General features: G+C 37.6%; 36 protein-coding genes and 3 pseudogenes. 14 read left to right on the top strand and 25 right to left on the bottom strand.

Going from position 1 to position 21,933, the window contains the following annotated elements:
• Window positions 1-872: 872 nt before the first annotated feature.
• The 14 genes and pseudogenes from QHG57_RS06030 to ssb form a co-directional block, all read right to left on the bottom strand.
• Window positions 873-977, bottom strand: a pseudogene (locus tag QHG57_RS06030) (helix-turn-helix domain-containing protein); the annotation flags it as partial.
• Window positions 978-995: 18 nt separating this feature from the next.
• A pseudogene (locus tag QHG57_RS06025) lies at window positions 996-1,073 on the bottom strand (type II toxin-antitoxin system RelE/ParE family toxin); the annotation flags it as partial.
• 13 nt (window positions 1,074-1,086) lie between these two features.
• Window positions 1,087-2,019 (bottom strand): DMT family transporter, encoded by a 933-nt coding sequence (locus tag QHG57_RS06020; protein WP_144755783.1) that lies wholly within the window; start codon window positions 2,017-2,019, stop codon window positions 1,087-1,089.
• 11 nt (window positions 2,020-2,030) lie between these two features.
• Complete coding sequence (locus tag QHG57_RS06015) at window positions 2,031-2,561, bottom strand: SDR family oxidoreductase (RefSeq protein ID WP_330168917.1); 531 nt, start codon at window positions 2,559-2,561, stop codon at window positions 2,031-2,033.
• Window positions 2,515-2,787 (bottom strand): SDR family NAD(P)-dependent oxidoreductase, encoded by a 273-nt coding sequence (locus tag QHG57_RS06010; RefSeq protein WP_330167544.1) that lies wholly within the window; start codon window positions 2,785-2,787, stop codon window positions 2,515-2,517. Before QHG57_RS06010 ends, QHG57_RS06015 begins: the two co-directional genes overlap by 47 nt.
• 152 nt (window positions 2,788-2,939) lie before the next feature.
• Entirely contained in the window at window positions 2,940-3,698 is a 759-nt protein-coding gene (locus tag QHG57_RS06005; protein ID WP_330168916.1) for an HAD family hydrolase, read from the bottom strand.
• 84 nt (window positions 3,699-3,782) lie between these two features.
• Complete coding sequence (locus QHG57_RS06000; protein WP_273758244.1) at window positions 3,783-4,625, bottom strand: hypothetical protein; 843 nt, start codon at window positions 4,623-4,625, stop codon at window positions 3,783-3,785.
• 11 nt (window positions 4,626-4,636) lie between these two features.
• Window positions 4,637-5,440: an AfsA-related hotdog domain-containing protein gene (locus tag QHG57_RS05995; RefSeq protein WP_330168915.1), complete on the bottom strand. Its 804-nt coding sequence runs from the start codon at window positions 5,438-5,440 to the stop codon at window positions 4,637-4,639.
• Window positions 5,441-5,573: 133 nt separating this feature from the next.
• Window positions 5,574-5,906, bottom strand: a complete 333-nt coding sequence (locus tag QHG57_RS05990) for a hypothetical protein (protein WP_317993837.1) — start codon at window positions 5,904-5,906, stop codon at window positions 5,574-5,576.
• Window positions 5,907-6,098: 192 nt separating this feature from the next.
• Window positions 6,099-6,431: a type II toxin-antitoxin system PemK/MazF family toxin gene (locus tag QHG57_RS05985; protein WP_330167534.1), complete on the bottom strand. Its 333-nt coding sequence runs from the start codon at window positions 6,429-6,431 to the stop codon at window positions 6,099-6,101.
• On the bottom strand, window positions 6,431-6,688 hold the full coding sequence (locus QHG57_RS05980; RefSeq protein WP_330167533.1) for an AbrB/MazE/SpoVT family DNA-binding domain-containing protein: 258 nt from the start codon (window positions 6,686-6,688) through the stop codon (window positions 6,431-6,433). The genes QHG57_RS05985 and QHG57_RS05980 overlap by 1 nt, the downstream gene beginning before the upstream one ends.
• Window positions 6,689-6,758: 70 nt before the next feature.
• Window positions 6,759-7,283 (bottom strand): annotated as a pseudogene (locus QHG57_RS05975) (hypothetical protein).
• Window positions 7,280-7,795, bottom strand: a complete 516-nt coding sequence (locus QHG57_RS05970) for a Panacea domain-containing protein (protein ID WP_330168914.1) — start codon at window positions 7,793-7,795, stop codon at window positions 7,280-7,282. The pseudogene QHG57_RS05975 and the gene QHG57_RS05970 overlap by 4 nt, the downstream one beginning before the upstream one ends.
• 16 nt (window positions 7,796-7,811) lie before the next feature.
• Window positions 7,812-8,267: a single-stranded DNA-binding protein gene (gene ssb, locus QHG57_RS05965; RefSeq protein WP_330168913.1), complete on the bottom strand. Its 456-nt coding sequence runs from the start codon at window positions 8,265-8,267 to the stop codon at window positions 7,812-7,814.
• A 224-nt stretch (window positions 8,268-8,491) separates the two neighbouring features.
• On the opposite strand from ssb, the gene QHG57_RS05960 reads away from it, so the two are divergent.
• On the top strand, window positions 8,492-8,716 hold the full coding sequence (locus QHG57_RS05960) for an antitoxin MazE family protein (protein ID WP_019224016.1): 225 nt from the start codon (window positions 8,492-8,494) through the stop codon (window positions 8,714-8,716).
• Window positions 8,716-9,039, top strand: coding sequence for a type II toxin-antitoxin system PemK/MazF family toxin (locus QHG57_RS05955; RefSeq protein WP_330168821.1), 324 nt, complete (start codon window positions 8,716-8,718; stop codon window positions 9,037-9,039). Before QHG57_RS05960 ends, QHG57_RS05955 begins: the two co-directional genes overlap by 1 nt.
• Before the next feature lie 194 nt (window positions 9,040-9,233).
• On the opposite strand, the gene QHG57_RS05950 is transcribed toward QHG57_RS05955, so the two are convergent.
• Together QHG57_RS05950 and QHG57_RS05945 are read right to left on the bottom strand one after the other, a co-directional pair.
• The gene (locus tag QHG57_RS05950) at window positions 9,234-9,479 is read right to left on the bottom strand and encodes a hypothetical protein (protein ID WP_330168912.1); all 246 of its coding nucleotides are present in this window, start codon (window positions 9,477-9,479) and stop codon (window positions 9,234-9,236) included.
• 301 nt (window positions 9,480-9,780) lie between these two features.
• Window positions 9,781-9,906, bottom strand: coding sequence for a hypothetical protein (locus QHG57_RS05945; protein ID WP_330168911.1), 126 nt, complete (start codon window positions 9,904-9,906; stop codon window positions 9,781-9,783).
• Between the two features lie 156 nt (window positions 9,907-10,062).
• Between QHG57_RS05945 and QHG57_RS05940 the strand changes: the two genes are divergently transcribed.
• Both QHG57_RS05940 and QHG57_RS05935 read left to right on the top strand, forming a co-directional pair.
• Window positions 10,063-10,362: a BrnT family toxin gene (locus QHG57_RS05940; RefSeq protein ID WP_330168910.1), complete on the top strand. Its 300-nt coding sequence runs from the start codon at window positions 10,063-10,065 to the stop codon at window positions 10,360-10,362.
• On the top strand, window positions 10,340-10,645 hold the full coding sequence (locus tag QHG57_RS05935; protein WP_330167528.1) for a BrnA antitoxin family protein: 306 nt from the start codon (window positions 10,340-10,342) through the stop codon (window positions 10,643-10,645). Before QHG57_RS05940 ends, QHG57_RS05935 begins: the two co-directional genes overlap by 23 nt.
• A 22-nt stretch (window positions 10,646-10,667) precedes the next feature.
• Here the strand turns inward: QHG57_RS05935 and QHG57_RS05930 are convergent, their stop codons facing one another.
• The 4 genes from QHG57_RS05930 to QHG57_RS05915 all read right to left on the bottom strand — a co-directional run bounded on the left by QHG57_RS05930 (window position 10,668) and on the right by QHG57_RS05915 (window position 13,219).
• Window positions 10,668-10,976, bottom strand: a complete 309-nt coding sequence (locus QHG57_RS05930) for a hypothetical protein (protein WP_330167527.1) — start codon at window positions 10,974-10,976, stop codon at window positions 10,668-10,670.
• A 198-nt stretch (window positions 10,977-11,174) separates the two neighbouring features.
• Complete coding sequence (locus tag QHG57_RS05925; protein ID WP_330167526.1) at window positions 11,175-11,624, bottom strand: hypothetical protein; 450 nt, start codon at window positions 11,622-11,624, stop codon at window positions 11,175-11,177.
• On the bottom strand, window positions 11,584-12,756 hold the full coding sequence (locus QHG57_RS05920) for a DUF1376 domain-containing protein (protein ID WP_330168909.1): 1,173 nt from the start codon (window positions 12,754-12,756) through the stop codon (window positions 11,584-11,586). Before QHG57_RS05920 ends, QHG57_RS05925 begins: the two co-directional genes overlap by 41 nt.
• Window positions 12,746-13,219: a crossover junction endodeoxyribonuclease RuvC gene (locus QHG57_RS05915; RefSeq protein WP_317993845.1), complete on the bottom strand. Its 474-nt coding sequence runs from the start codon at window positions 13,217-13,219 to the stop codon at window positions 12,746-12,748. Before QHG57_RS05915 ends, QHG57_RS05920 begins: the two co-directional genes overlap by 11 nt.
• A 75-nt stretch (window positions 13,220-13,294) precedes the next feature.
• On the opposite strand from QHG57_RS05915, the gene QHG57_RS05910 reads away from it, so the two are divergent.
• Entirely contained in the window at window positions 13,295-13,957 is a 663-nt protein-coding gene (locus QHG57_RS05910; protein WP_317993846.1) for a hypothetical protein, read from the top strand.
• A gap of 174 nt (window positions 13,958-14,131) precedes the next feature.
• On the opposite strand, the gene QHG57_RS05905 is transcribed toward QHG57_RS05910, so the two are convergent.
• From QHG57_RS05905 to QHG57_RS05895, 3 genes are read right to left on the bottom strand one after another with little or no spacing between them, the layout of a single operon-like run.
• Window positions 14,132-14,590 carry a hypothetical protein gene (locus QHG57_RS05905; RefSeq protein ID WP_330168908.1) on the bottom strand — a complete coding sequence of 153 codons (459 nt, stop codon included), beginning with the start codon at window positions 14,588-14,590 and terminating at the stop codon, window positions 14,132-14,134.
• A gap of 11 nt (window positions 14,591-14,601) precedes the next feature.
• Complete coding sequence (locus QHG57_RS05900) at window positions 14,602-14,844, bottom strand: hypothetical protein (RefSeq protein ID WP_330168907.1); 243 nt, start codon at window positions 14,842-14,844, stop codon at window positions 14,602-14,604.
• Between the two features lie 29 nt (window positions 14,845-14,873).
• Complete coding sequence (locus QHG57_RS05895) at window positions 14,874-15,209, bottom strand: hypothetical protein (RefSeq protein WP_330168906.1); 336 nt, start codon at window positions 15,207-15,209, stop codon at window positions 14,874-14,876.
• A 113-nt stretch (window positions 15,210-15,322) separates the two neighbouring features.
• On the opposite strand from QHG57_RS05895, the gene QHG57_RS05890 reads away from it, so the two are divergent.
• The 9 genes from QHG57_RS05890 (at window position 15,323) to QHG57_RS05850 (ending at window position 20,931) form a co-directional block, all read left to right on the top strand.
• Window positions 15,323-15,649: a hypothetical protein gene (locus tag QHG57_RS05890; RefSeq protein WP_330167521.1), complete on the top strand. Its 327-nt coding sequence runs from the start codon at window positions 15,323-15,325 to the stop codon at window positions 15,647-15,649.
• A 244-nt stretch (window positions 15,650-15,893) separates the two neighbouring features.
• A complete protein-coding gene (locus QHG57_RS05885) occupies window positions 15,894-16,304 on the top strand; it encodes a hypothetical protein (RefSeq protein WP_330167520.1) in 411 nt (136 codons plus the stop codon).
• A gap of 97 nt (window positions 16,305-16,401) precedes the next feature.
• Window positions 16,402-16,821 (top strand): hypothetical protein, encoded by a 420-nt coding sequence (locus QHG57_RS05880; RefSeq protein WP_317993851.1) that lies wholly within the window; start codon window positions 16,402-16,404, stop codon window positions 16,819-16,821.
• A complete protein-coding gene (locus tag QHG57_RS05875; protein WP_330168905.1) occupies window positions 16,818-17,360 on the top strand; it encodes a hypothetical protein in 543 nt (180 codons plus the stop codon). The genes QHG57_RS05880 and QHG57_RS05875 overlap by 4 nt, the downstream gene beginning before the upstream one ends.
• A complete protein-coding gene (locus tag QHG57_RS05870) occupies window positions 17,357-17,968 on the top strand; it encodes an LbetaH domain-containing protein (RefSeq protein WP_330168904.1) in 612 nt (203 codons plus the stop codon). The genes QHG57_RS05875 and QHG57_RS05870 overlap by 4 nt, the downstream gene beginning before the upstream one ends.
• A gap of 131 nt (window positions 17,969-18,099) precedes the next feature.
• Window positions 18,100-18,930, top strand: a complete 831-nt coding sequence (gene bet / locus QHG57_RS05865) for a phage recombination protein Bet (protein ID WP_330168184.1) — start codon at window positions 18,100-18,102, stop codon at window positions 18,928-18,930.
• 1 nt (window position 18,931) lies between these two features.
• Window positions 18,932-19,555, top strand: a complete 624-nt coding sequence (locus QHG57_RS05860; RefSeq protein ID WP_317993855.1) for a lambda exonuclease family protein — start codon at window positions 18,932-18,934, stop codon at window positions 19,553-19,555.
• A 111-nt stretch (window positions 19,556-19,666) separates the two neighbouring features.
• Window positions 19,667-19,885 (top strand): hypothetical protein, encoded by a 219-nt coding sequence (locus QHG57_RS05855; RefSeq protein ID WP_330168903.1) that lies wholly within the window; start codon window positions 19,667-19,669, stop codon window positions 19,883-19,885.
• Window positions 19,886-19,893: 8 nt separating this feature from the next.
• Window positions 19,894-20,931 carry a tyrosine-type recombinase/integrase gene (locus QHG57_RS05850; RefSeq protein WP_330168902.1) on the top strand — a complete coding sequence of 346 codons (1,038 nt, stop codon included), beginning with the start codon at window positions 19,894-19,896 and terminating at the stop codon, window positions 20,929-20,931.
• Window positions 20,932-20,987: 56 nt separating this feature from the next.
• Here the strand turns inward: QHG57_RS05850 and QHG57_RS05845 are convergent, their stop codons facing one another.
• Window positions 20,988-21,287 (bottom strand): HigA family addiction module antitoxin, encoded by a 300-nt coding sequence (locus tag QHG57_RS05845; protein ID WP_330168901.1) that lies wholly within the window; start codon window positions 21,285-21,287, stop codon window positions 20,988-20,990.
• An 18-nt stretch (window positions 21,288-21,305) separates the two neighbouring features.
• Window positions 21,306-21,587 carry a type II toxin-antitoxin system RelE/ParE family toxin gene (locus QHG57_RS05840; RefSeq protein ID WP_273788906.1) on the bottom strand — a complete coding sequence of 94 codons (282 nt, stop codon included), beginning with the start codon at window positions 21,585-21,587 and terminating at the stop codon, window positions 21,306-21,308.
• Window positions 21,588-21,933: the final 346 nt, after the last annotated feature.

Here is a 21,933-nt window from a genome sequence, read left to right as displayed (position 1 = left end):
TTGTAATCATTCTCTAAATCATAAGGTTATCATTCAAAAGAACTGATAAAATTCATAAAAAGGATTTTGATAACGTAATCAGTTTTTAATTTCATATGCTTTTCATAAGACACGTTTTAATGACTCATTAAAATGATCACTTTTGTCAGTTCAATTTACTGACACATAACTGACAAGTTTTAATCAATTCACATCATTGGCTATCTTTAAAGATTGTACTCTTGATATAAGTTATGTTTTAAAGATATTAACATATTGAAATATATTGATTTTATTTTTTTACCATTCAAAAAAAATAATAGAGGGTCTAAAAAGAACTGACAAAACTGACATCACTGACAAAAGCCTATTAAAAGGAATTTTACTGATCTCTATAATTATCAATCTCTCTTTAGATGTTTTCATAACAGTCTATAAATTACAATTATCCTACTTATCGTTTCTCTTATGAAAATGAAAAATGATGCCATGGCTATAAAGCATATAACAGCTATAGAAAATGCGTAAAAACAGCAGCTTCAAATAACTAAACTGTAAATGAACGCATTGATTATAAAGAGAGCACCTATAAGAGGCTATTAAATTTTAAATGTATTATAAACAAAATTCACAAAAAAATTTAAATTCATTTAGTAAAAAAACTGATAGGTTATAAAGATAAAAATACGCATTATGAGAGCCTTTTTAAATATTATAGATGTATAGATTCAAAACATAACGCAATCGTTTCATAAAGCCCATAATATAGCTTTAAACGCATATAAATATAAAAAAGCAATTCATAATCATAAGATATTATCAATACACAACGTATTTAAAAAATACAAAAAATATCAAAAAAAGATAAAATATTATTTGACAATAAATACGTACTTTGTTATATGAAGACGATACGCTAATTTTTGTATTGTTATCCCCATCTCTTCTAAAAAAGCTACTTTTAGAACTTCACTAGAATGGGTGGGGTTATGCGTCATTTGTTTTCATTCCTTTCATCAATGGTAATCTTGATAATCAACAAGCTCTACATCTGTTCCGATAAAGCGAAAAATAACACGCCAATTTCCATTCATCTTAAAAAGTATATTACTCTTTATGCGCATTGGGAACGGCTTTTCTAGATCCTAGTAAGCTGAATATATAGCCTTGTCCGATTAGAACTCCAAAAATCGTAACAAAAACGCCTATGATTTGCATGATTTGAGGGATGAAGCCGAACAGGATTTGCACCAATAAGGCTGAAATAGGTACAAAATTGAAAAATATCGCCGTCTTACCCGGACCTCGGATCGCTATTCCAATATTCCAAAATAGGTAGGCTAAAACTGATCCTGCAACCCCCATCCAAAGGAGTGCGAATAAACTAGCGCCGGACATAGACATCGTTTCTTGAAGAGGGGATTCGAATAAAAAGGTTAGGACGCCAAGGGCGACGGTGCCAGAGAGCATCGTCCAGCTTGTTGTTTCAAGCGGGGTTGCGTTCTTGACAAATGACCGCGTGCCCACGGTATAGAACGCCCAACCAATGGAACCTAAAAGAATCATAATATCTCCTTTGGCAAAGGAAACATGGTTAGACAAAAATCTCCCATTTGTTATGACTAAATAGACCCCGAACATGCTAATGAGCATCCCTATAACCCTCTCACAGGTTGGGAAAGATTTATTCATGATAGCTTCAATAATATTAGCACTAATAGGGGTTGTCGCCATGATGAGGGAGGCTGTTATGGGATTTGACGTTTGCAAGCCAACAAATAAAGCGCCATTAAACCCTGCCACACCGATAATCCCTAGGAAAATATAAGAAATAAAATTTTGCGATAAAACATGCCACCGCAAGCCTTCTTTGAAAATCATAATTAAAAATATGGCGATTACGGCAATGAGAAACCGCTCAAAAGAAGCTGTCCATGGAGAAACAGTCGTTAAAGCTATCTTAGTGGCTTGGAAATTGGAACCCCAAAAAAAGGTTCCTACGAGGGTTAAGACAAGAGCTATTCTGGGCGTGATTTTCATTGGATAGATCCTTATACTTGATACCAAAGTGGAGCATCGAGACGTATAGAAGAAATTTGTGCGGTATTAGATGAGGAAAGAATAAAATTGACCGCGGAAGCAATGTCATCTGGGTGAAGCATTTTGGTAAGATTCTCTGGAGGTATCTCTGGGAATCCTTTAAAATTGCGACGAAAATCCGTATTAACTTTATCAACTTGGATTGAACAAACACGAATATTTTGTGGCATTCCCCATAAGCGCAACCCACCAGTATAGCCCTCTACAGCAAATTTAGAAGAAGAATATGAAATTAAAGAAGGATTGTATTCTACACCCCATATGGATGAAATATTTATAATATCGGCGCGAATTTCCTTTTTTAGATAGGGTAAAGTAGTAGCTGTTATATAGAACATTCCTTTAATATTCACATCAAATGTTTCAGCACATTCTTGAGCATCAATTGTTTCTGGATCGCCACTATAACAAATGCCTGCTACATTAACTAAGACATCAAGACCACCAAATTCTGAGATAACCTTTATGGACAGAAGAGTCAATGGCTTCTTTATCGCGGATATCAACAATCAATTTACATAAGCTTGCCGTATCGATGGAGGTTGGTAGTTCTATGTCAATGATGTCTGCACTTGCTACCTTATGACCATTTTTCAATAAGTTTAGAACAATTGCTTTACCGATGCCGCGAGCGCCTCCTGTGACTAAAATACGTTTCTGTTGTTGTGAGTAAATTCCGGTCGTGTTTTTTATCATTTCGTTTAGCATTTTCTATACCTGAAGTTGTAATCATTAATATTCAGCTAGTTTATTTTTAGCCATGCATTATGTATTACTGTATTATGTTTAATGTATTGAGTATTATTAAATTGTTTAAATAATAAGATAGCCTTAAAGTTTATTGTGATTAGGTTGAATAACTAAAGAACTGATATTTCATGTAAAGACGTCTCATTAAAAGGAAATACCTTTTTAGAGGAGAATGCTAGAGTTTGTGATTCTTTAGGTAGATTTAAACAGCGCCAACCATGCTTGTGAGCATACGCCTCAAGCAAAGGATCGCCAATAACAGCGACAGGATGACCTACAAGCTTCAGCATATGCTCATCGGAAATATCATCACCGTAGGCCCAGCAGTTCTTAAGGTCACCACCATGTTTTTCAATAAAATCCTGAATCGCAAGCGCTTTTCCAACGCCGATCGTTTGCGGAGGGACGAAACGGCCATTATATTTTTGCCCATCATGCAATAGTTTTGTGGCCAAGATGTAAGGTACACCTAGATGTTCTGCAATGGGGGCTAGAATTTCTATAAAAGAGCCGGATACTAAGACCGGCTCAATTTTTTGGCTATGATGGGATTTTAGTTTTGTTACTACTTCTTGGATTAAGAAAGTAGGATGAATCAACGCGCGCTTTGCCCAAGTTTCTGCACATCTTGTTACTTCTGCTACAGCACGTCCGGCAAAAAATTCATAAAAGCGACGGTTTATTACGCTGCGCGGACTCTGGTTATCATGGTGTGCACGTAAAATAGCAGTAGTATCTGCATATTCCTCTTGGTGAGCGTTGGTTGAAAAACCTAGCCAAGATTTATACCAGAAATCGTGGAAAGCGAGCATACTTTTGCTCCGAATAAGGGTGCCATCTACATCGAAGAATGCATACGCAAGGCCCATTATTAATTTCTCCCTTCAAAAAAAATTAAATACTTTATAATGTTGTTTGTTCTTTATAAGCATGGATATGATTTATTCGTAATATTAATCCTTTGTTGTGAATTCCCAGAAACCTGTTTTTTTGAGCTTTAGCTGCGCGTGGACATCCCCTCCTAAGCCATACCATCCGATCGCACCGCCTCGATTCATTTGATAACTCATCCAAAGCAAGACGATATTTACTATTCGATTAGCAGAGGGATCGTTCACAGATGGAAACGGATTGGGTAATATTGCTTGATAAAAGGCATGCCCATCAGCATCTGCCAGTAGTATATTGGGAAGACCAAGTGGGCCGGGTCGTGTAGGTGCATGGGGATTCAGATCATGTTGCCGTAGTGCCATAATTGTGTAAAGACTGTTAGGAATTAACCCCAAAAATTCAAAACGAAAATGTCCTGTTCGTTGGTCGTTAGGGACGGAAACTTCCATGGATCCTTTCGCTTTACACCATTGTTCAAGGGTTATCGGCGCAGTAATCTTTCTACCATCTTGGTTTCGAGCGTCTGGTATTGGTACTTCATGGAAGCCATAGCTTGGCAGATAAATATTTTTCGCATTGGGGCATTGCGCTGGTGCAAATATTACTGGATAATTATTGCATGGTAATGGTAAGGGCAGAGTATGTAATACAAGAGAGGCATCACTACTAGAAAGAGGATCTGAAAGTTCTTTTATGATATCGTAGGGAGCATTCTTGCCGAATTCAGGAGTTACAGTAGAGGTTGATACCAAAGCTCTTCCCCACTCTGAGGTAAGTTCTCCATGGGAATTCATGCGATTGATTTGTCCAATAACAATAAAATTTCCCTTTTCATCCATTACTTCGCTCGGGGGATAAGTCGGTCCTTGTGTAGTCAAACTTAGTTCGTACATTATTGTTTTCATAGATAATGCCTCTACGCAAGATAAACATTTTCAAGGTTCTCAGCTTTCCGCGAGACAGAGTCCCTACCTGTTTGCTTGTTAAGAAATTTAATCGCTTGTTTGTGTTCATTCTTCTTTAGTTTTTCTGTATGATAAGCAGTAAACTGAAAGGAAAGAGTAGCGGCGCTCGTGTCGCCTTGGTTAACTGATATAGTTATATCGAAGTGAAGGCGAGATAATCTGGATATATCGCTAGAGTTAATTCGATAGTTAAAAACAACGTCAAGAGGGAATACAAACCCTGTAAAATTGGCAGCCAGGCTATTTAACACGAAGTAATACGGCTCCGTCCAGTTATCTCCGATAAAATATTCCTCAGTAACTGCTAAAAACATTTGACGAGCTGCTTCAATCAACACCATACCTTGTATATGTTGTCCAGTTTGATGATCATTCATTAGTTCTGACCGTTCATCCAATATTAAGTGAGATTCAAAATTATGCTCATCTAAACGTTTCGGGTGAGAGATAATCGCATTTCTGATGTAGTGCTTATGACTTTGCAGGCGGCTAACGCGAAGTGGACGCTGTAGTAGAGGAGAAATATCAATCCCGTGGGCTGCGAGTGGATATAGTCCTTGGTCATAAAGAGCTTGAGCTTGAACTTCTGTTAACCCTTGACCGCTAACAAGTTGACTATTACTAGGTAAATTGGCAAAGGAATTTGTACGTATCATCTCTAAAATTTCCCCAAAAGTCTTAACGTTTTCATGTATACTAAATTCATGAAATTTATTGCCAACTATAAAAATTTTCTTATTAGATGTATTTTTCATTGTGCTCCCTGCCTCAAAATTATAACTAATTTTAACTCTCTTTTTATATCTTTTTGATTTATTTGAAATAAAAACATACTCTTCATAAAATTATTATATGGCTTTAAAAATCGGTATAAGTTTTGGAACAATCTTAATCTGTGTGGTTGTCATTGACCAAAGGCGCGATTTCTACACGCGTTATCACTTTAATAGCTCCCCCATCTTCCCCTGTCACCTGCAAAGGCAACACCTTACCAAGCAATGCCAAATAAGCAGCGGGGCAATCCATAGCCTGCTTTTCCAAATAGGAGGTCAAACCATCATTGCCAATTTTATTCCCAGCATTCTCAGCAGCCTTAACCACTGCTTCTTTTAAAATGCGCGTCATTTTATTGGGAACGCCTTTGACACGCCCTTGACCTGCCTTTGGGGGTATACGCTTTTTAACTGGTTGTGGAGCCTGCTGTGTATTTTCTGATGTCATAAAATACGCCCTCCAGATAATAAAAAACCCCGCATTTGCGGGGATTTTGAACTGTACTGCCCCTCGTCTAGATACAGTACAACCAGTGCCGTATTTGTAATTAAACACAAATTGAAACAATTTATCAATAAGAAAAATCTATATCTTGTCTTTTTTTATTTTTTTTGATCTATGTTTGGTATTTTAAAAAATTCAAGTAAGGAATGTTGATAACTTTGCTAAAACTTCGTCCATAATTATACATGGAACAATTTCCATTCTTTTTCCATTACGTGCTACTATATCTAATGCACGCGGTTGATCGCAACGTATTACACCTGTTGTCTGTAATCCAACTCCCACCAATGAAACCGCAAAACCTGCTGTTCTAGCAAAGTTCCCTCCACTTGTAATCGGCAAAACAACCGGTGTTTTCGTTACACGATTAAATGCCTCTGGTGACACAATCAGTACAGGACGCGTTCCTTTTTGCTCATAGCCCGAAGTCGGATCAAGCGATACAAACCAAATTTCGCCCCGCTTCATTACAAGAGCTCTCTGCCAATAGGTTTAACATCAAACCATTCCGCATCTTCATCCGCAAAACCATCTGAAGGATTACATTGGGCTAATAACTCTTCAAGAGTATAACTAGGAGATAGCTGTGGCTTTACAATCAATTGTCCATTATCAACTGCCAAACCAACTTGCGTATTTTCAGTGAGATGAAGAACATCAAGTAATGCCGGAGGTATAGAAAGCATTACTGACCCTCCAACTTTACGTAATTTTGTTGTATGCATAAAACACTTCCTAAAATATTATATAAAAATATAACATCTTAGTACCTATTCTTCAAGAGTTTTTCATGCTTTACGTAAGATATTTACGAAGAGCATCAAGAGAAACCCGCAGTGAATTCACAAGATGTGGTAGCATTTGGTCTTCTATAACGAGGTACTGTAGCGCTGCATAAAGATTGTACTGTCTATAAAGACACTGGGCTTCTTTTAACGCCTCTTGCATGTTGATAAACTGCTCTGTTGCAAATTCTACCCATTTATCTCTTGCCTTATCATCAGATGATGAGGGCATTTCATCATAAACAGCACTAGGCAAGCCTTTTGCACATAAATAGTCGTTTCTTATCTGTAAATACTTTTGTGCGGCGTCATATTGCTCTTATGTAAGTATACCTTGCAAACAAAGCCGACCGATATAGGTACCAGCAAGTGGATTTTTTGCCTCTTGTAGCGTTAAACCAAAGCGCTTTGCACGTATTTCTATTGCCAACTTATCAACGGCTTCACGTGGTGCTTTTGCCCGTGATATACGTCCATTTTGCTCTCTTAATTGCCCTAATTTCTTAGGGCGTCCCCTCTTTTTATTTTTTTTCACTTAGCTATTTTCCTTGCTTTTTGTGAATATCTATTAATTTTTTGCGTGAAGTATTTTCTGATATCATGATCTTTTAACTTCACACAAAATCGCCCAACATCATATACTTTCTTCCACGGTGCCCCATCCTCATGAAATTCATCGCGCAAGCACCAAGGTGAAAAATTTGTATAAGCATTCCAAACAATCTCTAATAACTTAACTGTATATTCATCAGTTGAATTCTTATGAATTTTAGGGATAAAAATCTCTCCTGTCTCTAAATCCACCATACGCGAATAACAATCGATAAAACGCCTTCCCCAATCTTTAAACTTATGATAGAGAGCCGGAATAACAGGACCATGCTGCCATGCTTCTATACGATCAGGAAAGAGACGCTTACCTGTAGCTGCTAACATCCATCCATATGCAAGATAAACCAGTTTTATAAGCTTCATAGGATAAATTTGGATATTATCCTCGCGTCCCTTTTCAAGAAAGAAATTAGCAATTTGTTGAACTTGGTACATTCATTCACACACCACCTTAAAAAGGAACACCGTCATTTAAACCGTTTTGAGGCATATCAAGAGGTCTTTGATAGCTTTTGTCATAAGGGGATGATGATACCTGCTCTTGACCCAAATCATCATCATTTTTACTACTGTCTAAGAGCTTTAATTCGCCTTTGTACTGAGGCAGTATGACTTCTGTTACATACCGTTCCACACCGTTTTTATCTTGCCATTTACGGGTTTGTAGTCGCCCCTCGATATAAACTTTGCTGCCTTTATGAAGATACTGAAGCGCTATTTTTGCAAAATGAGGGTTAAAAACCACAATGGAATGCCATTCGGTTTTGTCTATCTTTTTATTGGTTGCCCTGTCTGTATAGCTCTCAGACGTTGCCATACGAAAATTGACCACCTCGGCGCCAGATGACATTGTTTTGCATTCGGGATTAGCACCTAAATAGCCAATTAACATCACTTTATTCAACATGTTTTTACTTACCTTAAATTTGTATTTTAATACATACAAAATCTTAGCATTATTTGCTTATTTCTTCAATTATTTCAAAATGATATTATTGACTATTAACATATAACATTATGTTTTATAGCATTCAGGATAAAAAATTGAATTTTGCGAATTTATTCAAAATTTTGTTTCATGTAACTTTTTTCTATGTTATACGTTACATGAAACATAATGGAGATTTTGTTATGGCTACAATGCACGTCAATGAACGCGTTCAAAAACATCGCAACGCACAAAGAAAAGCAGGTTTGCGCTTAATGCAAATTTGGGTACCAGATACTCGCCAACCGAACTTTGCAGAAGAGTGCCGCCGCCAATGTCGCTTAGTCGCAAAAATGGATAAAACAGATACATCTATGCAGTTGTTGATGGATCAATCTTTAATGGATGTTGATGGTTGGACAGAATGATGCGTGGATCTCTTGTAACAATAGCTATGCAAGGCGATTTTGGTAAACCAAGACCTGCGTTAATCATTCAAGCCAATCAATTTAGTGAACATACAAGCGTAACGGTTTTACCCATTACCAGCACACTTGTTGCAGCGCCATTACTGCGCATTACTATCCAACCAGATACCAAAAATGGTTTACAAAAAACTTCTCAGGTCATGATTGATAAGATTATGACGGTAAAATGTGAAAAAGTTAGCCCAGCTTTCGGCTCCATTCATGCAGATAAAATGGTGGAAATTGAACGCTGTTTAGCTGTATTTTTAGGAATAGTAAAATGAATTAGCACCCCATTAACATCACTGTCTTATGCCTTTTTGGGGAGAGATAATGAGGCAATTTGTTGAATTTAATCTATGAACTTAAAAATGATTTTTATACAATAAAAAAGGCGCCCCCCCCAGCGCCGCTGCTTTTTTACGCAATTTGATCTAAAATCGTTTCATTACCATTGATTATGATATTGTCACAAATACTAGCATTGACCACAAACTTTGGCATTGCCATAAACTTCAGCATACATATCAACGCTAGCATTGCCAAATACATGCGCATTGCCATAAACCTTGCCTCTAACATCTGCTTTTCCATAGACCTTAGCATTATCAAAAATACGAGTGGTGCGTAAAGTTTGTGCTTCACCAAAAACCTCTGCATTGCCATAAACATGAGCATCTATCCAAACCTTACCGTGAATTTTTGCATTATCGTAAACACGCACCCTTTGACAAACACGGGCGTTATCCCTAACCCAGCAATTACCATCATGTGATAAGTTGCTTTCCTTCTCAAGAAAACCACCGAGGTCACCAGCCTTTACATCATCAAAATCCCTTAATGCTTTAATACGATAAAAGCTTTTCGGATGATGAGTCTTGGCATCAAAAACTTTTTTATTTCGTCTGTAAGTTCATATTTTTTAGATACAGTTGTAGTAGTCATAGGTAACTCCCTAATCTAATATTCGATAAATTTTTAAATGGAAAATGTGAAAAGGGCGCCCCCGCAACGCCGCTGCTGTCTTATGCTGCTTTTGCAATAGCGTTTGTTAAAACGCGCTTGGCTTCTGTTGTAACCAATTTGTAATGATCAAGCTCTTTTTGCAAATCATTTACATACGATAAACGCGCGGCAATCATTTTATACATACAAAATCTTAGCATTATTTGCTTATTTCTTCAATTATTTCAAAATGATATTGTTATTTTTAACATATAAATTATATTCAATATGCAAAAAATATGGATAGTTCAGTGTTCATTTAAAACTCTTGATATACATACATAAATGTATTAACATAAGATATGAAAATAAGATTTGAATGGGATGAAACTAAAGCAAAAAATAATCTTAGAAAGCACCATGTAAGTTTTGAATTAGCTGCTCGTGTTTTTGCAGACCCATTCGCCATGGTTAGACAAGACCGTATTGAAAACGGAGAATATCGCTGGCAAACTTTGGGGCTTGTGGATGGCTTTTTACTGCTGCTCGTAGCGTATACAGTCCATGATGATAAAGATGGTATAGAAGTAATCCGTATTATTTCAGCACGGCGAGCCAACTCGAAAGAAAGGAAACGTTATGAAGAAGAAAGTTCGTTATGAAATTGATGTCGATAACTTATCACCTTTGACAAATGAACAGAGAGTTGAAATTGATAAACTGGCTGCAATGCCGGACAGTGCAATTGATCATAGTGATATTCCGTTATTAGATGATGCGTTCTGGAAAAATGCCGTTCGCAATCCGTTCTATAAACCCACTAAAACTGTCACAACTGTGCGTGTGGATTCAGACGTGCTAGCGTGGCTTAAAAGTCAAGGGAAAGGATATCAAACGCGGATTAACGCCATTTTACGTGACGCTATGCTTCGTTCAATGCGTTAACTTTTCCCCCGCTTAAAACGCATCAAACTACTCCTGTTAATTTCTTGATACCTTTATTAACCTCATCTATAAGAGGCTCGTAATTCAAAACGCTTCTAGGAAGATTACCACCGTAAACCCACGCCTTTACTTGCGCCTTGGTACTGAAATCTGCCTTTTCTGGTATGGTATAATACTGGCCGCCATCAAACTTTTCACACTCTCTTGTGCCATCAGGATATTCGTAAAGGTTATAAAAATACTCTGCAACCCCCAATCCCCATGGAACATAACCAACAGCTGTTGCAACAAACTTTTTTTGCATTGGCTGTTTACATTTTTTTAAGAACATCTTGGTTTAATATCCTCTATCTAAATCCATAACTTTACCAATGGGTTTATTTGCCTCAAAATGGACCGTACAGAAGCGTTTTTAATTACAATATGGTTTCTATCATAAAATCTTTAAATCGCTCTGTACGGTACCTTTCTGCCAATTTAAACGCATATCTATTCTCAAAATCATCAGCAAATTTCACTACTTTGCTGTTTATCCTTCAATACCTTTTAAAACCTCTTCAAGAATTCTCTGAGGCTTTTCAATGCGGTCCGAGGTTAACGGTACCTCTTGTGATTTTTCTGTTGCCTCAGGCTTTTCAAGGTTTCTAAGAATGCGGTTTGCACGAAAACGAATATCGCTTTCAAGTTTTTCGCAGTAACAATAAAAATCAGCTGTTGATGGCATAAAGGTTGCATTTAAGCCCTCTGCTTTGCCTTTCAAAGCGTTCTTTGTTGCTGTTTGCAATACCCAGCTGCTTATGCCTTCAAGAGCGTAAAGATACGCAAGCGCTGTCGCTTTTTCATCTGATCCCATGGGGCTCTTAAGTCCATTTGAAAGGACAATATACGTTGTTTGAATTTCTTCTTCAGTCGCTTTCTTTTCAAGCTTTTGCAACGCATCATGGACTAATGAGGTAATTCTCTCCGCTTCTGCAATCAATGGTTTTTGCCCCGTTTTCCAATGGAATGGTGGTTCGGTTGTCATCCTCGAATAGAAATTTGTACACACTATCTGAATTTTTGATATTGGACATGTGCTGTGCAACGCGATAACTCCATCCACGCTGCTGTTCTGTTGTTTCAGTGCTTGGCTTTCCATAGTTTTTTCCTTTCTGTAAATCTTCAATTGCCTTGCGTACCCAGTTGCGCCATGTTGCTTGCCAATCCGTTTTGCGTGCATCCTTGCCTGCTCTAGCTTTCCAAAAATCTCTAAATTTTGCAATTTCGACTTTCACACGCTCTGGAGGCAAGCCCTCTGCAATGGCAAAATCGCAATCGGGTTCAAAATCCGCAGGCAAGCGACAACCGCGATTAGCTTGCGCTCGTTTTGCTTTTTTGGGAACGTTCTCTTGCTCGTGAATGGGAGGTTGGTTTGTTTCTAACGTTTCGATTTGCTCTGATTGGCTCTCAACAGCATAAACCTCTGTTGGCTCGTCAACCAAATCGATTGTTTCTAAATCTTCAAAATCAATTTCTTTTTTTGCTAAAACGATAGTTTTAGTTTTTTTATATATATTGTTATTGTTAATGTTATTGTTAATAGCATCATTAAGCATTGCACAAGCATTGCTATTAGCATCATGCTTAGCATCATTAAGCATTGCTTGTGCATTGCTATTAGCATTGCTTAGAGCATCATTAGCATCATGCTTAGCATCATTAAGCATACCGTTAGCATCATGCTTAGCATCTTGATCATCACTGATTGTTTTTGCGTTATGATGTTTTGCCCATTTTGCTTGCGCTGCTTTCTGTGCCCTCTCTGAAAACTTGTTTAAATTTTCGTTTGAGTTATTGAGTTCTTCTTCAACTCTTAAACTCCACAAACGACCATCTTCTAAACGTATGATCTTCTCATCACGTAATAGGATGTCTAATGTATTTTTTAGAACTCTCACTGAACAACCTGCCCACCGTGCTAATTTGGGAGCATCTTCAATAATAGGGCGGCGCTCTTCATACATATATAAGACAAGTGTCATATAAAGACCTTTTTCCACTATACTCATGCCACTAACATCAACAATCCATTGTGAAGAAAAAAGCCTCGTCCATGGTAATTTAATGGACATACCCCAATTCCCTTTCTTTAACTAAATATAAAATTGCTAAAGCATCTGCTTCGTTGTCATCACAAGGCGCATGACCTTTGGAACATATCGCCTTAATCATCTCTTCTTTCGACGCATTCCCCTTGCCTGTCGTCGCTTTCTTAATCGTACTTACTGGTATACCCTCATACGGTATCTGATGATGTTCACACCACGCCGTTAACGTTGCTAACAAGCCACCGTAAACATGCGCTGCATCCGTGCCAACATGACGCCTCACCTCTTCAAAATACACCGCGTCAATTTGACCTGCTGTCTGCTTTATTTCTGATAGCCATTGCTTAAAACGCAAATAACGCATCCCACCGCCTTCAAAACGGCGTGATTGAAAATTCACGGTACCACTGAATATGTCACCACTTGCACCACGTATCGCCCACCCCGTTTTGGTACCTAGATCAAAACAAAGAATCGTGTTAATCACAGCTCCACTCCATACAAAATGTGTTTTATAGAAGTGTTTTTTTCCGAAAATGAAGGAAAGAAGGGTGTAAGAAGTATGCAAATAGATAAAGATGTGATTGATATTATTTCATTAATAGTACCAACTTTCATCTCATTTTTTGGAATATGGTTAGGTTGTAGAAATCGAAAAATAGATCTTATAAATTTCAATAAACAACTAAGACAATTACAAGAACAATCTGAAACAGCAAAAGAACATCTATCCATCTTATGGGAAGAAAAAGAGAGACGAGACTTAGGTCCAAATCTAGAGCCTATTATAGAAGGAGAACCATGCGCACATAAGAGCGGTAAAGATTTCCTTATTGACATAGAGGTAATCATAAAAAATCCTACAAAACATCCAATAAAAATGAATAATTTTCGTATACCTGATGAAAGCCCATTTGCATTTGTTGAAGGTAGTTTCCTAGGAGATTATCCGCTATCTTTAATCCTCGAAAACGAGAAATATATGAGTTTTAAAAATCCTTTTACAGCAGACTTAAAATCGCAAGATATATGCAATTATTTTAATCTAAAGGAAGATGAAGAAAGAGTATTTTTTCTCACAGTTCGCCACCTCAAACCAAATATCGAAACTGTACCAATCTTTATAATTGAACACACTTCATCAAATCACCCAGAAAGAGTAGTTCAAACTAAGTTTTGGCCAGATTTTTTTCTATCTTTTGAAGAAGAGAACATGCTAGGATAAGATAATCTTTGGATTTCCTCTTCTTGCCTCCATATTTTTTCATTTTTCTTCGTTATTTCCTTTTTAACTATTTGTAATTCTTTATAAAATAGATAAAGTTGAATAGCTAATTGAATATTTACCGCTATAGATACTATTAAACCAGTATACGATCCTGCATTCATCTCTATCTCCTCACTTACCCTGCTTCTTACTCTTTTTACTCTTATGAGGCGGCGCTTTTACTGCTTCATCACGCGGCTTAAGCTCTTGTTTTAATCTTTCAATTTCATCATCACGTGATTTAACATCTGCTTCGAGTGTCGTCACAACTTCACTTACATCTCTGAACGCCTTATCATACTCCCCTGTTTTTTGTTTCATTTCTTCAATCACTTGATTAAGCCCTCGATTCAGTCTCTCAATCTCTCTGTCACGTTCCGTAATTAGCTTAGTTTTCTCTCTAATCTTAATATCCCAGTCCTCTTTCATATTCTGAAGCTTCCGTACAAACTCACCCTTTTTATTTTCGATTTCTTCTTTAAGTGTTTTAGCCTGAGCTCGATAATACAAAAGAATGCGAAAAGTGATCCCCACGATAAGCAACGCTCCAAACACCGCGAATGTTACAGTTAAAATTTCATTTAAACTCATCTTTATCTCCTTTAATTTTTATGAGGACGGTCATCATGACCAATCTGTTTTGCTTCGCATTCCATTAAAAAAAGAAGGCAACAAACTCCATACGCCAAGTGTGATAAATCACTCTCATGTTCAATAAAACCACCAACGTCGCCTTTTTTAACGCTTCCAAAATCTCTTAAGGCGCGTATACGTTTAAGTGACACATCTATGATGTAAAAACTCTGTAGGTTGTGCGAATATAATCCCATGTCCTGTGGACTCATATTTCTTTTCTACAGCCATCATCATCTCCTTAAGGCTGTACAACGTTGCTGTGATCAGACGCCGCATTAACGCCAGAACTTTTGGTAAACCTTGATGTTGAGATTCTTTGTCTCTCTTGCATTAATCTCTGCAAGCGCTCTGGATAAAAGAAATCATCAGGGCGTAAATCTATGCCGTGATCTCGTGCGTAGTTCAAAAGCATAATTTGGTATTTAGCTGGTATAATTCCGCCTTTACCCTCTAGTTTTTTTAAAGGATAAGTCCATTTATAAACAGCAGACACATGGCATTGAGAAATCAATGATACACGTTTTGCACCGCCTAAATATTTTATAATCATAACTGCTGAATTTTTGATATTCATCTTAATTTCTCTATTTATCAAATGGGCATTTATTCGATTACAGAAAAATTGTCAATATTTTTTCTAAAATAGAAATGTTGATATTTTTTAAAACAACAGGAATATTGATAAGTATGGATATTCAAAAAGAAATAAAAATTTGGGCAAATGAAAAACTTAAAACAATGGGTCATGGGTCCCGAACTGAATTAGCTAAACATATGGGACTTCATACATCTGTTGTATCTAAAATGCTTTCTATTGATGATGATAAAGAAAGTAGAAGCATATCTGCTGATGAACTCGTTAGATTAACTTCATTTTTTAAAGCTCTCCCCCCTCATTTTATACCCGATAATTGTGATGATTATTTTTTAAAACTATATTCCTCAGCAAAACCAGAACATAGAAAAGCCGTCATTTCTTTTCTACGATCTTTGCAAGAAGCAGATGAAAAATAACCACCCGTTTTTGCTCATTTGTTAATGACGAAAATATTTTTAAAGCTTTTTTAGACTGCTTCATACAGAGTTTTCTCCACATTGAAATGAAATTTGAATTACTTTTTTGTGTAGACTATTTGTCTATCACTAAAAAAATTTTTCTATTTTAGAAAAATTTATATTGACTTATTCTGAAATCGAAAATATATTCACTCCATATCTTAGAAAATAACCGTTGCCAATAGGGCTTATGGAGGCTTTTGTGACAAAACCCGTTTTCATAAAATCTGATGAAATTCTCTTAGTGATGTGCGAAAATGAAGAGCAAAATCTCGCTAAATATGGAACTTTCTTCGAAGAAAAGGACATTATAAAATTTATCGACCAAGCCGATAATGCTGTCCAAATTTTACGTATTGAACCAACGACTAACCGTTGCGAAGACATCTCTGAAGATATTGCCGAATTCTATCTTAAAGAATGTGAAGAGCAGTGTTTCAACGGAAACATACCTCACGATTTTATTAAGCATAGTTCAGCATACGGTTTTTTTTTAGAAGAAATCGAACAGCAGCGATATGAAGACGAAACATACGGGACATATGAACAACAGCACCGTTTAACTCTTTGGGATGTCATTCCAAACTACCCTCATTATACAGGGCGTTTCTAAAAGCGCCGTTATTTTCAAAAAATTTACCACACAATGCAATGCCGTTCTTTTGCAAAAATGGCAAAAGCAGATTCTTCTTTAAATAAAGAGATAAACCATGGAAAAAAAATACGAACTGACTGATGAAACAATTGAGGTTGATGGCAAAACTCTCCACCGCATTCGTGCACTGAGAGACTTTTCTGATGTCGAGAAAGGTGACCTAGGCGGTTATATAGAGCGTGAAGGCAATTTATCTCATGAGGACTCCTGTTGGGTTTATCATAATGCCAAGGTTTATGGTAATGCACGGGTTTATGGGCATGCCTCGATTTATGATGGTGCAGAGATTTATGACAATGCTTTGGTTGGTGGTTATGTACTTGTGCACGATAATGCAAGGATTTACGGTGATGCTGGAATTTATGACAATGCAGAAGTGTATGGTGACGCAAAAGTTTACGGGGATGCGGTAGTTCATCTTGGTGCACACGTTGGCGGCTATACCGCCATATCAACTGGAGAAAAGACCAGATGAGAAAATACGAATTTACAGGTGAAACAATAGAGGTTGGCTTTAAAACGCTTCATAGGATTAGAGCTTTAAGAGATTTTGGAGATGTAAAAAAAGGCGATTTAGGTGGTTTTATACAAGGTGAAAGCAACCTCTCACATGATGGCAATTGCTGGGTCGGAGGGAAAGCCAAGGTTTATGATGATGCTAAGGTTTACGAAAATGCACAAGTTTACAGTTATGCATATGTTTACGACAATTCTCGTATTTATGGCAAAGCAGAAGTTTTCGATGAACCATGCATTTACGGTCATGCAGAAGTTTACGGTGATGCATATATTTGCGGTGAACCGAACGTTTTTGATAATGCAGAAGTTTATGGCAATGCACAAGTTTACGGTGAGGCATACATTTACGATAGGGCGCGTGTTTACGGCAATGCAGAAGTTTCCGGTGATGCGCATGTTTACGGTCATGCAAAAATTTACGGTGAAGCATGTGTATGTTGGGACGACTGGATTGATGGCGATAAAAGAATCTCAACTAGGGAACAAACCAGATGAAAAAATACGAAATGACTGATGAAACAACTGAGTTTGATGGCAAAACGCTTCACCGCATTCGTGCTTTAAGGGATTTTGATGATGTTAAAGCAGACGACCTAGGCGGTTTTATACAAAAAGAAGACAACTTGAGTCATGATGGCAATTGCTGGATAGGTGATGATGCAAAGATCTATGGTGATGCCAAGGTTTTTGGGGATGCACGTGTTTACGGAAAGGCTCGTGCTTATGGTTGTGCAAGAATTTATGACAAAGCCAAGGTTTTTGGTAAAGCTTATATTGATAATATTTCTGATATTTACGGAAACGCATGTGTTTTTGGTAGTGCATCTGTTACCGGAGAAACTAATATTTTTGGCAATGCGCAGATTTTTGGACATGCTCGTGTTTTTGCCAGTGCACAAATCTACGAGAATGCACAAGTTTCCGGTGGTGCATTTATTAGTGGAAAAGCTAAAATTTATGGAAATGCTAAAATTTATGACAGTCCATTGATTTCCATCAGAGCCAAAGTTGGGGGAAATGCCAAAATCTATGGTTATGCATTTATTCATGGAAACGCAGAGATCATCAATGATGAAATCATCACAACGGGCGAGAGGCAATAAACCATGGAAAAGAAATACGAACTACTAATCTTATAGTATCTCTATAAGCCCTTTCTAACCACACAAACAACTTTTAACACCAGCGTGATTCACGCCACGGGTGAATTGCGTACAACTGAAAGAAATAAAACATGACACATTCCCCCCTAACCGTTATGGCGCAAAAATACGGATTTTCTCATGACGAATTTCGAAAAACAATTATCAAAACATGTATCAGTCATAATTGTACTGATGAAGAATTTGCTGCTTTTATCTCTGTTGCGAAAACTTATGGGCTCAATCCTTTAACTAAAGAAATCTATGCACTCCCTAAAAGAGGCGGCGGCATTATTCCTGTTGTCTCTATTGATGGGTGGATAAAGATCATAAAGTCTAATCCCAAATTTGATGGCATGACCTTTCAAGATCAATTGGATAAGGATGGTAATCTCATTGCAATTAAATGTGCTATACGTCTCAAAGACATTAAAGACCCCATAGAGGTCACGGAATATTTAAAAGAATGCAAGCAAGAAAACAGCAAGCCTTGGAAAGATTTTCCAGCCCGTATGTTGCGTCACAAAGCCACTATACAATGTGCTCGCTATGCTTTCGGATTTTCCGGTATTTATGAAGAAGATGAAGCAGCTCGTATCAATGAAACAAACCATAACAGTCAAAAACAATTGGTTTCTCAAGATATACTGATAAAAATCAGAGAATTAATCGAACAAACACAAGCCGATGAAATGAAGCTTCTCTCTTTTGCGCAGGTAGAAAATCTAACAGAGATGTCTTGTGAAACAGCACAAGAGATTTTAGGGCTTTTAGAAATAAAAGCAAGACAACAAAAAGAAAGAATACAACAATCCTTACCACCACAAGAGCAAAACGATCTCTCCACTCAAGATGCCGAATATATTCACATCCAAGATGTTGAATATGCACCAACACCACAAGAACAAAGAACGGCGGTGTAAAATGGAACAAAGAACAGCAGAATGGTTTCAAGCCCGCTTGGGTAAAGTCACCGCATCTAATGTTTACAGCGTAATCAGTAAGACAGCTAAAGGATTGCCTACAAGCAAATATGAAGATTACAAAATAAAACTTATTACAGAACGCTTAACAGGCGAAACCAGCCCCCATTATGAAACTGAAGATATGCGTTGGGGCGTTGAACATGAAGAAGATGCCTTGAGAGAATATGGCTTCATTTATGACACAGAAGTCACAAGATGCGGGTTTATCCAACACCCCACAATGGAAATGGCGGGGGCTAGCCCTGATGGGCTTATTGGAGAAGACGGTTTAATCGAAGTCAAATGCCCGAGATCAGTAACACATATGCGCTTTTGTATAGGTGACGAAATCAAGCCTGAATATCTCGCACAAATACAATTCCAAATGGCTTGTACAAAGCGTCAATGGTGTGATTTCGTAAGCTATGACCCACGTTTTGTGGGGGAATCATCTCACTTGCGCATGAAAATCAAACGCATCCACCGTGATGAGAAACAAATTGAACAGATTAATAAAGCTGTTGAAGCCTTTTTAGCAGAAATAGAACGAGAGATAAAACAACTCTCAACAAAAGCTGCTTAACCTTATGGGGGTGCTCTCTCCTCCCAGCACCCCCGCCCTTTCATAACAACTTTCAACACAAGCGTGATTCACGCCACACGTGAATTGCATCTCAATGTAAGGAGAAAAGACATGGCGCCTCGTCCAGCTACTATAACGCAAGCAGACATTGCACGCGCTTTAAGAGCAGCTAAAAAACAAGGATGTGAACTCGTAGAAATCAAACCTACCAGTGAACTGCTTATCTATCTTAAATCCGATATCCCAATACCAAATTCAGTTAACCACCCAGACAAACTTTTAGATTTGTCAAAGAATGAATATTACGAAACCGCGCTCTCTAAGATGTAAAATTGCTTATGCCAAAACCACGCCCCCCTCATCTCGTTAAACAAATTACTCAACATGGCAAAATTGTATGGTATGTACGTATTGGTCATGGCAAACGCATTAGAATCCGCGGTACCTATGGAACGCAAGAGTTTGTTGATAACTACAAAAGCGCACTTGCCGAGTTACAAGGACTTATACTTCCTAAATCAAAAACCGGTAAACTTGTTGAAGGGTCATTTGCATGGCTGCTTAAACAATACTTTAACAGCTCTAATTGGCATAGCTACTCTAATACTACAAAGAAACAAAAAGAATACATTCTTATGAAGATATGCGACTCCATAGGAAACATTCCATACCAAGCAATTGAAAAGAAACATATTATAGCCGGTGTTGAACGGCGTAAAGAAACACCAGCAATGGCTAGAAATTTTCTGAAAGCCCTTAATGGACTTTTTAATTGGGCGATTGATCAAGGTCTTTTGGAAAATAATCCAGCTTTAGGCGTCAAAAAACCTCCTCTTAAAAATAAAAGCGTCTTTCCTGTTTGGACAGAAGAAGATGTTGAGAAATATTATCACAAATGGCATCATGGTACGCATGAACGTGTATGGATTGACGTCCTTTTGTACACGGGACTACGCCGTGCTGACGCCGTTCGTATCGGTTGGAAAGACGTAAAAGATAATATCATTCATCTCAAAACAGAAAAAAGTAAATTCCAGACAGATGTCTTTCTACCTATTTTACCGGAATTAGCCAAAACGCTTGAAGCTGGTCCTATTGGAGTAGAAACATTCATCTGTAGTAAAACTAATCAAAAACTCTCCAAAGAAAACTTTGGCGATACATTTAGAGACGCTTGTAATGCGGCTGGAATTAAAAAATCGGCGCATGGATTAAGAAAATTAGCAGCAACACGCGCAGCTAACTCTGGTGCAACAGTATCACAACTCAAAGCAATTTTTGGCTGGACAGAAGATAAAATGGCATCCCTTTATACCAAAACAGCCGACAGAAAACGACTTGCAATAGAAGCAATCAAAAAACTTCAAAAAAGTTAGGACAATGAGTGGCTGCTAAAAAACAAACCAAAGCCCCGTCAAAATTATGAATGAAATTAATGCGGCGTTTGAGGTGCATCAGAAACCAGAGGAGAAATAGGTGGTTGTGTCTGTTGCATTGTTTGCCATAAATTATAATTCGTTTGCATATCCAGCCAAAATTTTGCTTTACTAAAACCAGCTAGTTCTAATTTCACTGCAAGTTCGGTACTCATAGAGGCATGTCCGTTAATCACTCTTGATAGAGAAGCTCTTGTCATATGGAGATGATCAGCTAACTTTTGTATTGTTATCCCCATTTCTTCTAAGAAAGCTACTTTTAGAACTTCGCCCGGATGTGCGGGGTTATGCATCATTTGTTTTCGTTCCTTTCATCAATGGTAATCTTGATAATCAACAAGCTCCACGTCCGTTCCGATAAAACGAAAAGTAACACGCCAATTTCCATTCACCCATATGGAATAATATCCCGTAAGTTCACCTTTAAGAGGATGCATTTTAAAGGCAGGTGCCTTCAACATTTCAGGCGTCGTAGCACTTGTTAAAGCTGTCAAGATAACGCGTAACTTTTTCACGTGATCTGGTCGAATAGCTTTTGTGGAACCTGTTGTATAAAATAATTTTAACCCCTTATGTTTGAAACTCACAATTGCCATTACCGCCCCTTATCGTATATCGCCACTATACGATCAATAAAAATAAGAGTCAAGCGCCCTGCCAGTAAATCCAGTTATCTAGATAAAACGATTGAGTATAAGCTATAAAAAAGTTCGGGATAGACATAAAATAAGTTAAAAGAATCAATGGAATCAAAATTCCCGAACTTTTATATAACCTATTGATTATATATAAATATAATGGTTCCACCCCCTCCGCCACAGCACTTTTGTCGTGCTATAACTTATTGATTTTTTATGTTGTAGCTTGTCGGCGGGTTTTGTATATTTTGCCACTAGTTTTTGTTGTAGCTTGTCGGCGGGTTTTGTATATTTTGACACTAGG

The sequence above is a fragment of the Bartonella grahamii subsp. shimonis genome, from assembly GCF_036327415.1.
GTDB lineage: Bacteria > Pseudomonadota > Alphaproteobacteria > Rhizobiales > Rhizobiaceae > Bartonella > Bartonella shimonis.
Note: the sequence above shows the minus strand (reverse complement) of the source record. Positions and strands in the feature narration are given on the sequence as shown.

What these genes read in the sequence shown, in the direction of transcription:
- QHG57_RS06020 (WP_144755783.1), bottom strand. Translation starts at nt 2,019, where the DNA reads ATGAAAATCACGCCCAGAATAGCTCTTGTCTTAACCCTCGTAGGAACC.
- QHG57_RS06010 (WP_330167544.1), bottom strand. Translation starts at nt 2,787, where the DNA reads ATGCTAAACGAAATGATAAAAAACACGACCGGAATTTACTCACAACAA.
- QHG57_RS06005 (WP_330168916.1), bottom strand. Translation starts at nt 3,698, where the DNA reads ATGGGCCTTGCGTATGCATTCTTCGATGTAGATGGCACCCTTATTCGG.
- QHG57_RS06000 (WP_273758244.1), bottom strand. Translation starts at nt 4,625, where the DNA reads ATGAAAACAATAATGTACGAACTAAGTTTGACTACACAAGGACCGACT.
- QHG57_RS05995 (WP_330168915.1), bottom strand. Translation starts at nt 5,440, where the DNA reads ATGAAAAATACATCTAATAAGAAAATTTTTATAGTTGGCAATAAATTT.
- QHG57_RS05990 (WP_317993837.1), bottom strand. Translation starts at nt 5,906, where the DNA reads ATGACATCAGAAAATACACAGCAGGCTCCACAACCAGTTAAAAAGCGT.
- QHG57_RS05985 (WP_330167534.1), bottom strand. Translation starts at nt 6,431, where the DNA reads ATGAAGCGGGGCGAAATTTGGTTTGTATCGCTTGATCCGACTTCGGGC.
- QHG57_RS05980 (WP_330167533.1), bottom strand. Translation starts at nt 6,688, where the DNA reads ATGCATACAACAAAATTACGTAAAGTTGGAGGGTCAGTAATGCTTTCT.
- QHG57_RS05970 (WP_330168914.1), bottom strand. Translation starts at nt 7,795, where the DNA reads ATGTACCAAGTTCAACAAATTGCTAATTTCTTTCTTGAAAAGGGACGC.
- ssb (WP_330168913.1), bottom strand. Translation starts at nt 8,267, where the DNA reads ATGTTGAATAAAGTGATGTTAATTGGCTATTTAGGTGCTAATCCCGAA.
- QHG57_RS05960 (WP_019224016.1), top strand. Translation starts at nt 8,492, where the DNA reads ATGGCTACAATGCACGTCAATGAACGCGTTCAAAAACATCGCAACGCA.
- QHG57_RS05955 (WP_330168821.1), top strand. Translation starts at nt 8,716, where the DNA reads ATGCGTGGATCTCTTGTAACAATAGCTATGCAAGGCGATTTTGGTAAA.
- QHG57_RS05945 (WP_330168911.1), bottom strand. Translation starts at nt 9,906, where the DNA reads ATGTATAAAATGATTGCCGCGCGTTTATCGTATGTAAATGATTTGCAA.
- QHG57_RS05940 (WP_330168910.1), top strand. Translation starts at nt 10,063, where the DNA reads ATGAAAATAAGATTTGAATGGGATGAAACTAAAGCAAAAAATAATCTT.
- QHG57_RS05935 (WP_330167528.1), top strand. Translation starts at nt 10,340, where the DNA reads ATGAAGAAGAAAGTTCGTTATGAAATTGATGTCGATAACTTATCACCT.
- QHG57_RS05930 (WP_330167527.1), bottom strand. Translation starts at nt 10,976, where the DNA reads ATGTTCTTAAAAAAATGTAAACAGCCAATGCAAAAAAAGTTTGTTGCA.
- QHG57_RS05920 (WP_330168909.1), bottom strand. Translation starts at nt 12,756, where the DNA reads ATGTCCATTAAATTACCATGGACGAGGCTTTTTTCTTCACAATGGATT.
- QHG57_RS05910 (WP_317993846.1), top strand. Translation starts at nt 13,295, where the DNA reads ATGCAAATAGATAAAGATGTGATTGATATTATTTCATTAATAGTACCA.
- QHG57_RS05905 (WP_330168908.1), bottom strand. Translation starts at nt 14,590, where the DNA reads ATGAGTTTAAATGAAATTTTAACTGTAACATTCGCGGTGTTTGGAGCG.
- QHG57_RS05900 (WP_330168907.1), bottom strand. Translation starts at nt 14,844, where the DNA reads ATGAGTCCACAGGACATGGGATTATATTCGCACAACCTACAGAGTTTT.
- QHG57_RS05895 (WP_330168906.1), bottom strand. Translation starts at nt 15,209, where the DNA reads ATGAATATCAAAAATTCAGCAGTTATGATTATAAAATATTTAGGCGGT.
- QHG57_RS05890 (WP_330167521.1), top strand. Translation starts at nt 15,323, where the DNA reads ATGGATATTCAAAAAGAAATAAAAATTTGGGCAAATGAAAAACTTAAA.
- QHG57_RS05880 (WP_317993851.1), top strand. Translation starts at nt 16,402, where the DNA reads ATGGAAAAAAAATACGAACTGACTGATGAAACAATTGAGGTTGATGGC.
- QHG57_RS05875 (WP_330168905.1), top strand. Translation starts at nt 16,818, where the DNA reads ATGAGAAAATACGAATTTACAGGTGAAACAATAGAGGTTGGCTTTAAA.
- QHG57_RS05870 (WP_330168904.1), top strand. Translation starts at nt 17,357, where the DNA reads ATGAAAAAATACGAAATGACTGATGAAACAACTGAGTTTGATGGCAAA.
- bet (WP_330168184.1), top strand. Translation starts at nt 18,100, where the DNA reads ATGACACATTCCCCCCTAACCGTTATGGCGCAAAAATACGGATTTTCT.
- QHG57_RS05860 (WP_317993855.1), top strand. Translation starts at nt 18,932, where the DNA reads ATGGAACAAAGAACAGCAGAATGGTTTCAAGCCCGCTTGGGTAAAGTC.
- QHG57_RS05855 (WP_330168903.1), top strand. Translation starts at nt 19,667, where the DNA reads ATGGCGCCTCGTCCAGCTACTATAACGCAAGCAGACATTGCACGCGCT.
- QHG57_RS05850 (WP_330168902.1), top strand. Translation starts at nt 19,894, where the DNA reads ATGCCAAAACCACGCCCCCCTCATCTCGTTAAACAAATTACTCAACAT.
- QHG57_RS05845 (WP_330168901.1), bottom strand. Translation starts at nt 21,287, where the DNA reads ATGATGCATAACCCCGCACATCCGGGCGAAGTTCTAAAAGTAGCTTTC.
- QHG57_RS05840 (WP_273788906.1), bottom strand. Translation starts at nt 21,587, where the DNA reads ATGGCAATTGTGAGTTTCAAACATAAGGGGTTAAAATTATTTTATACA.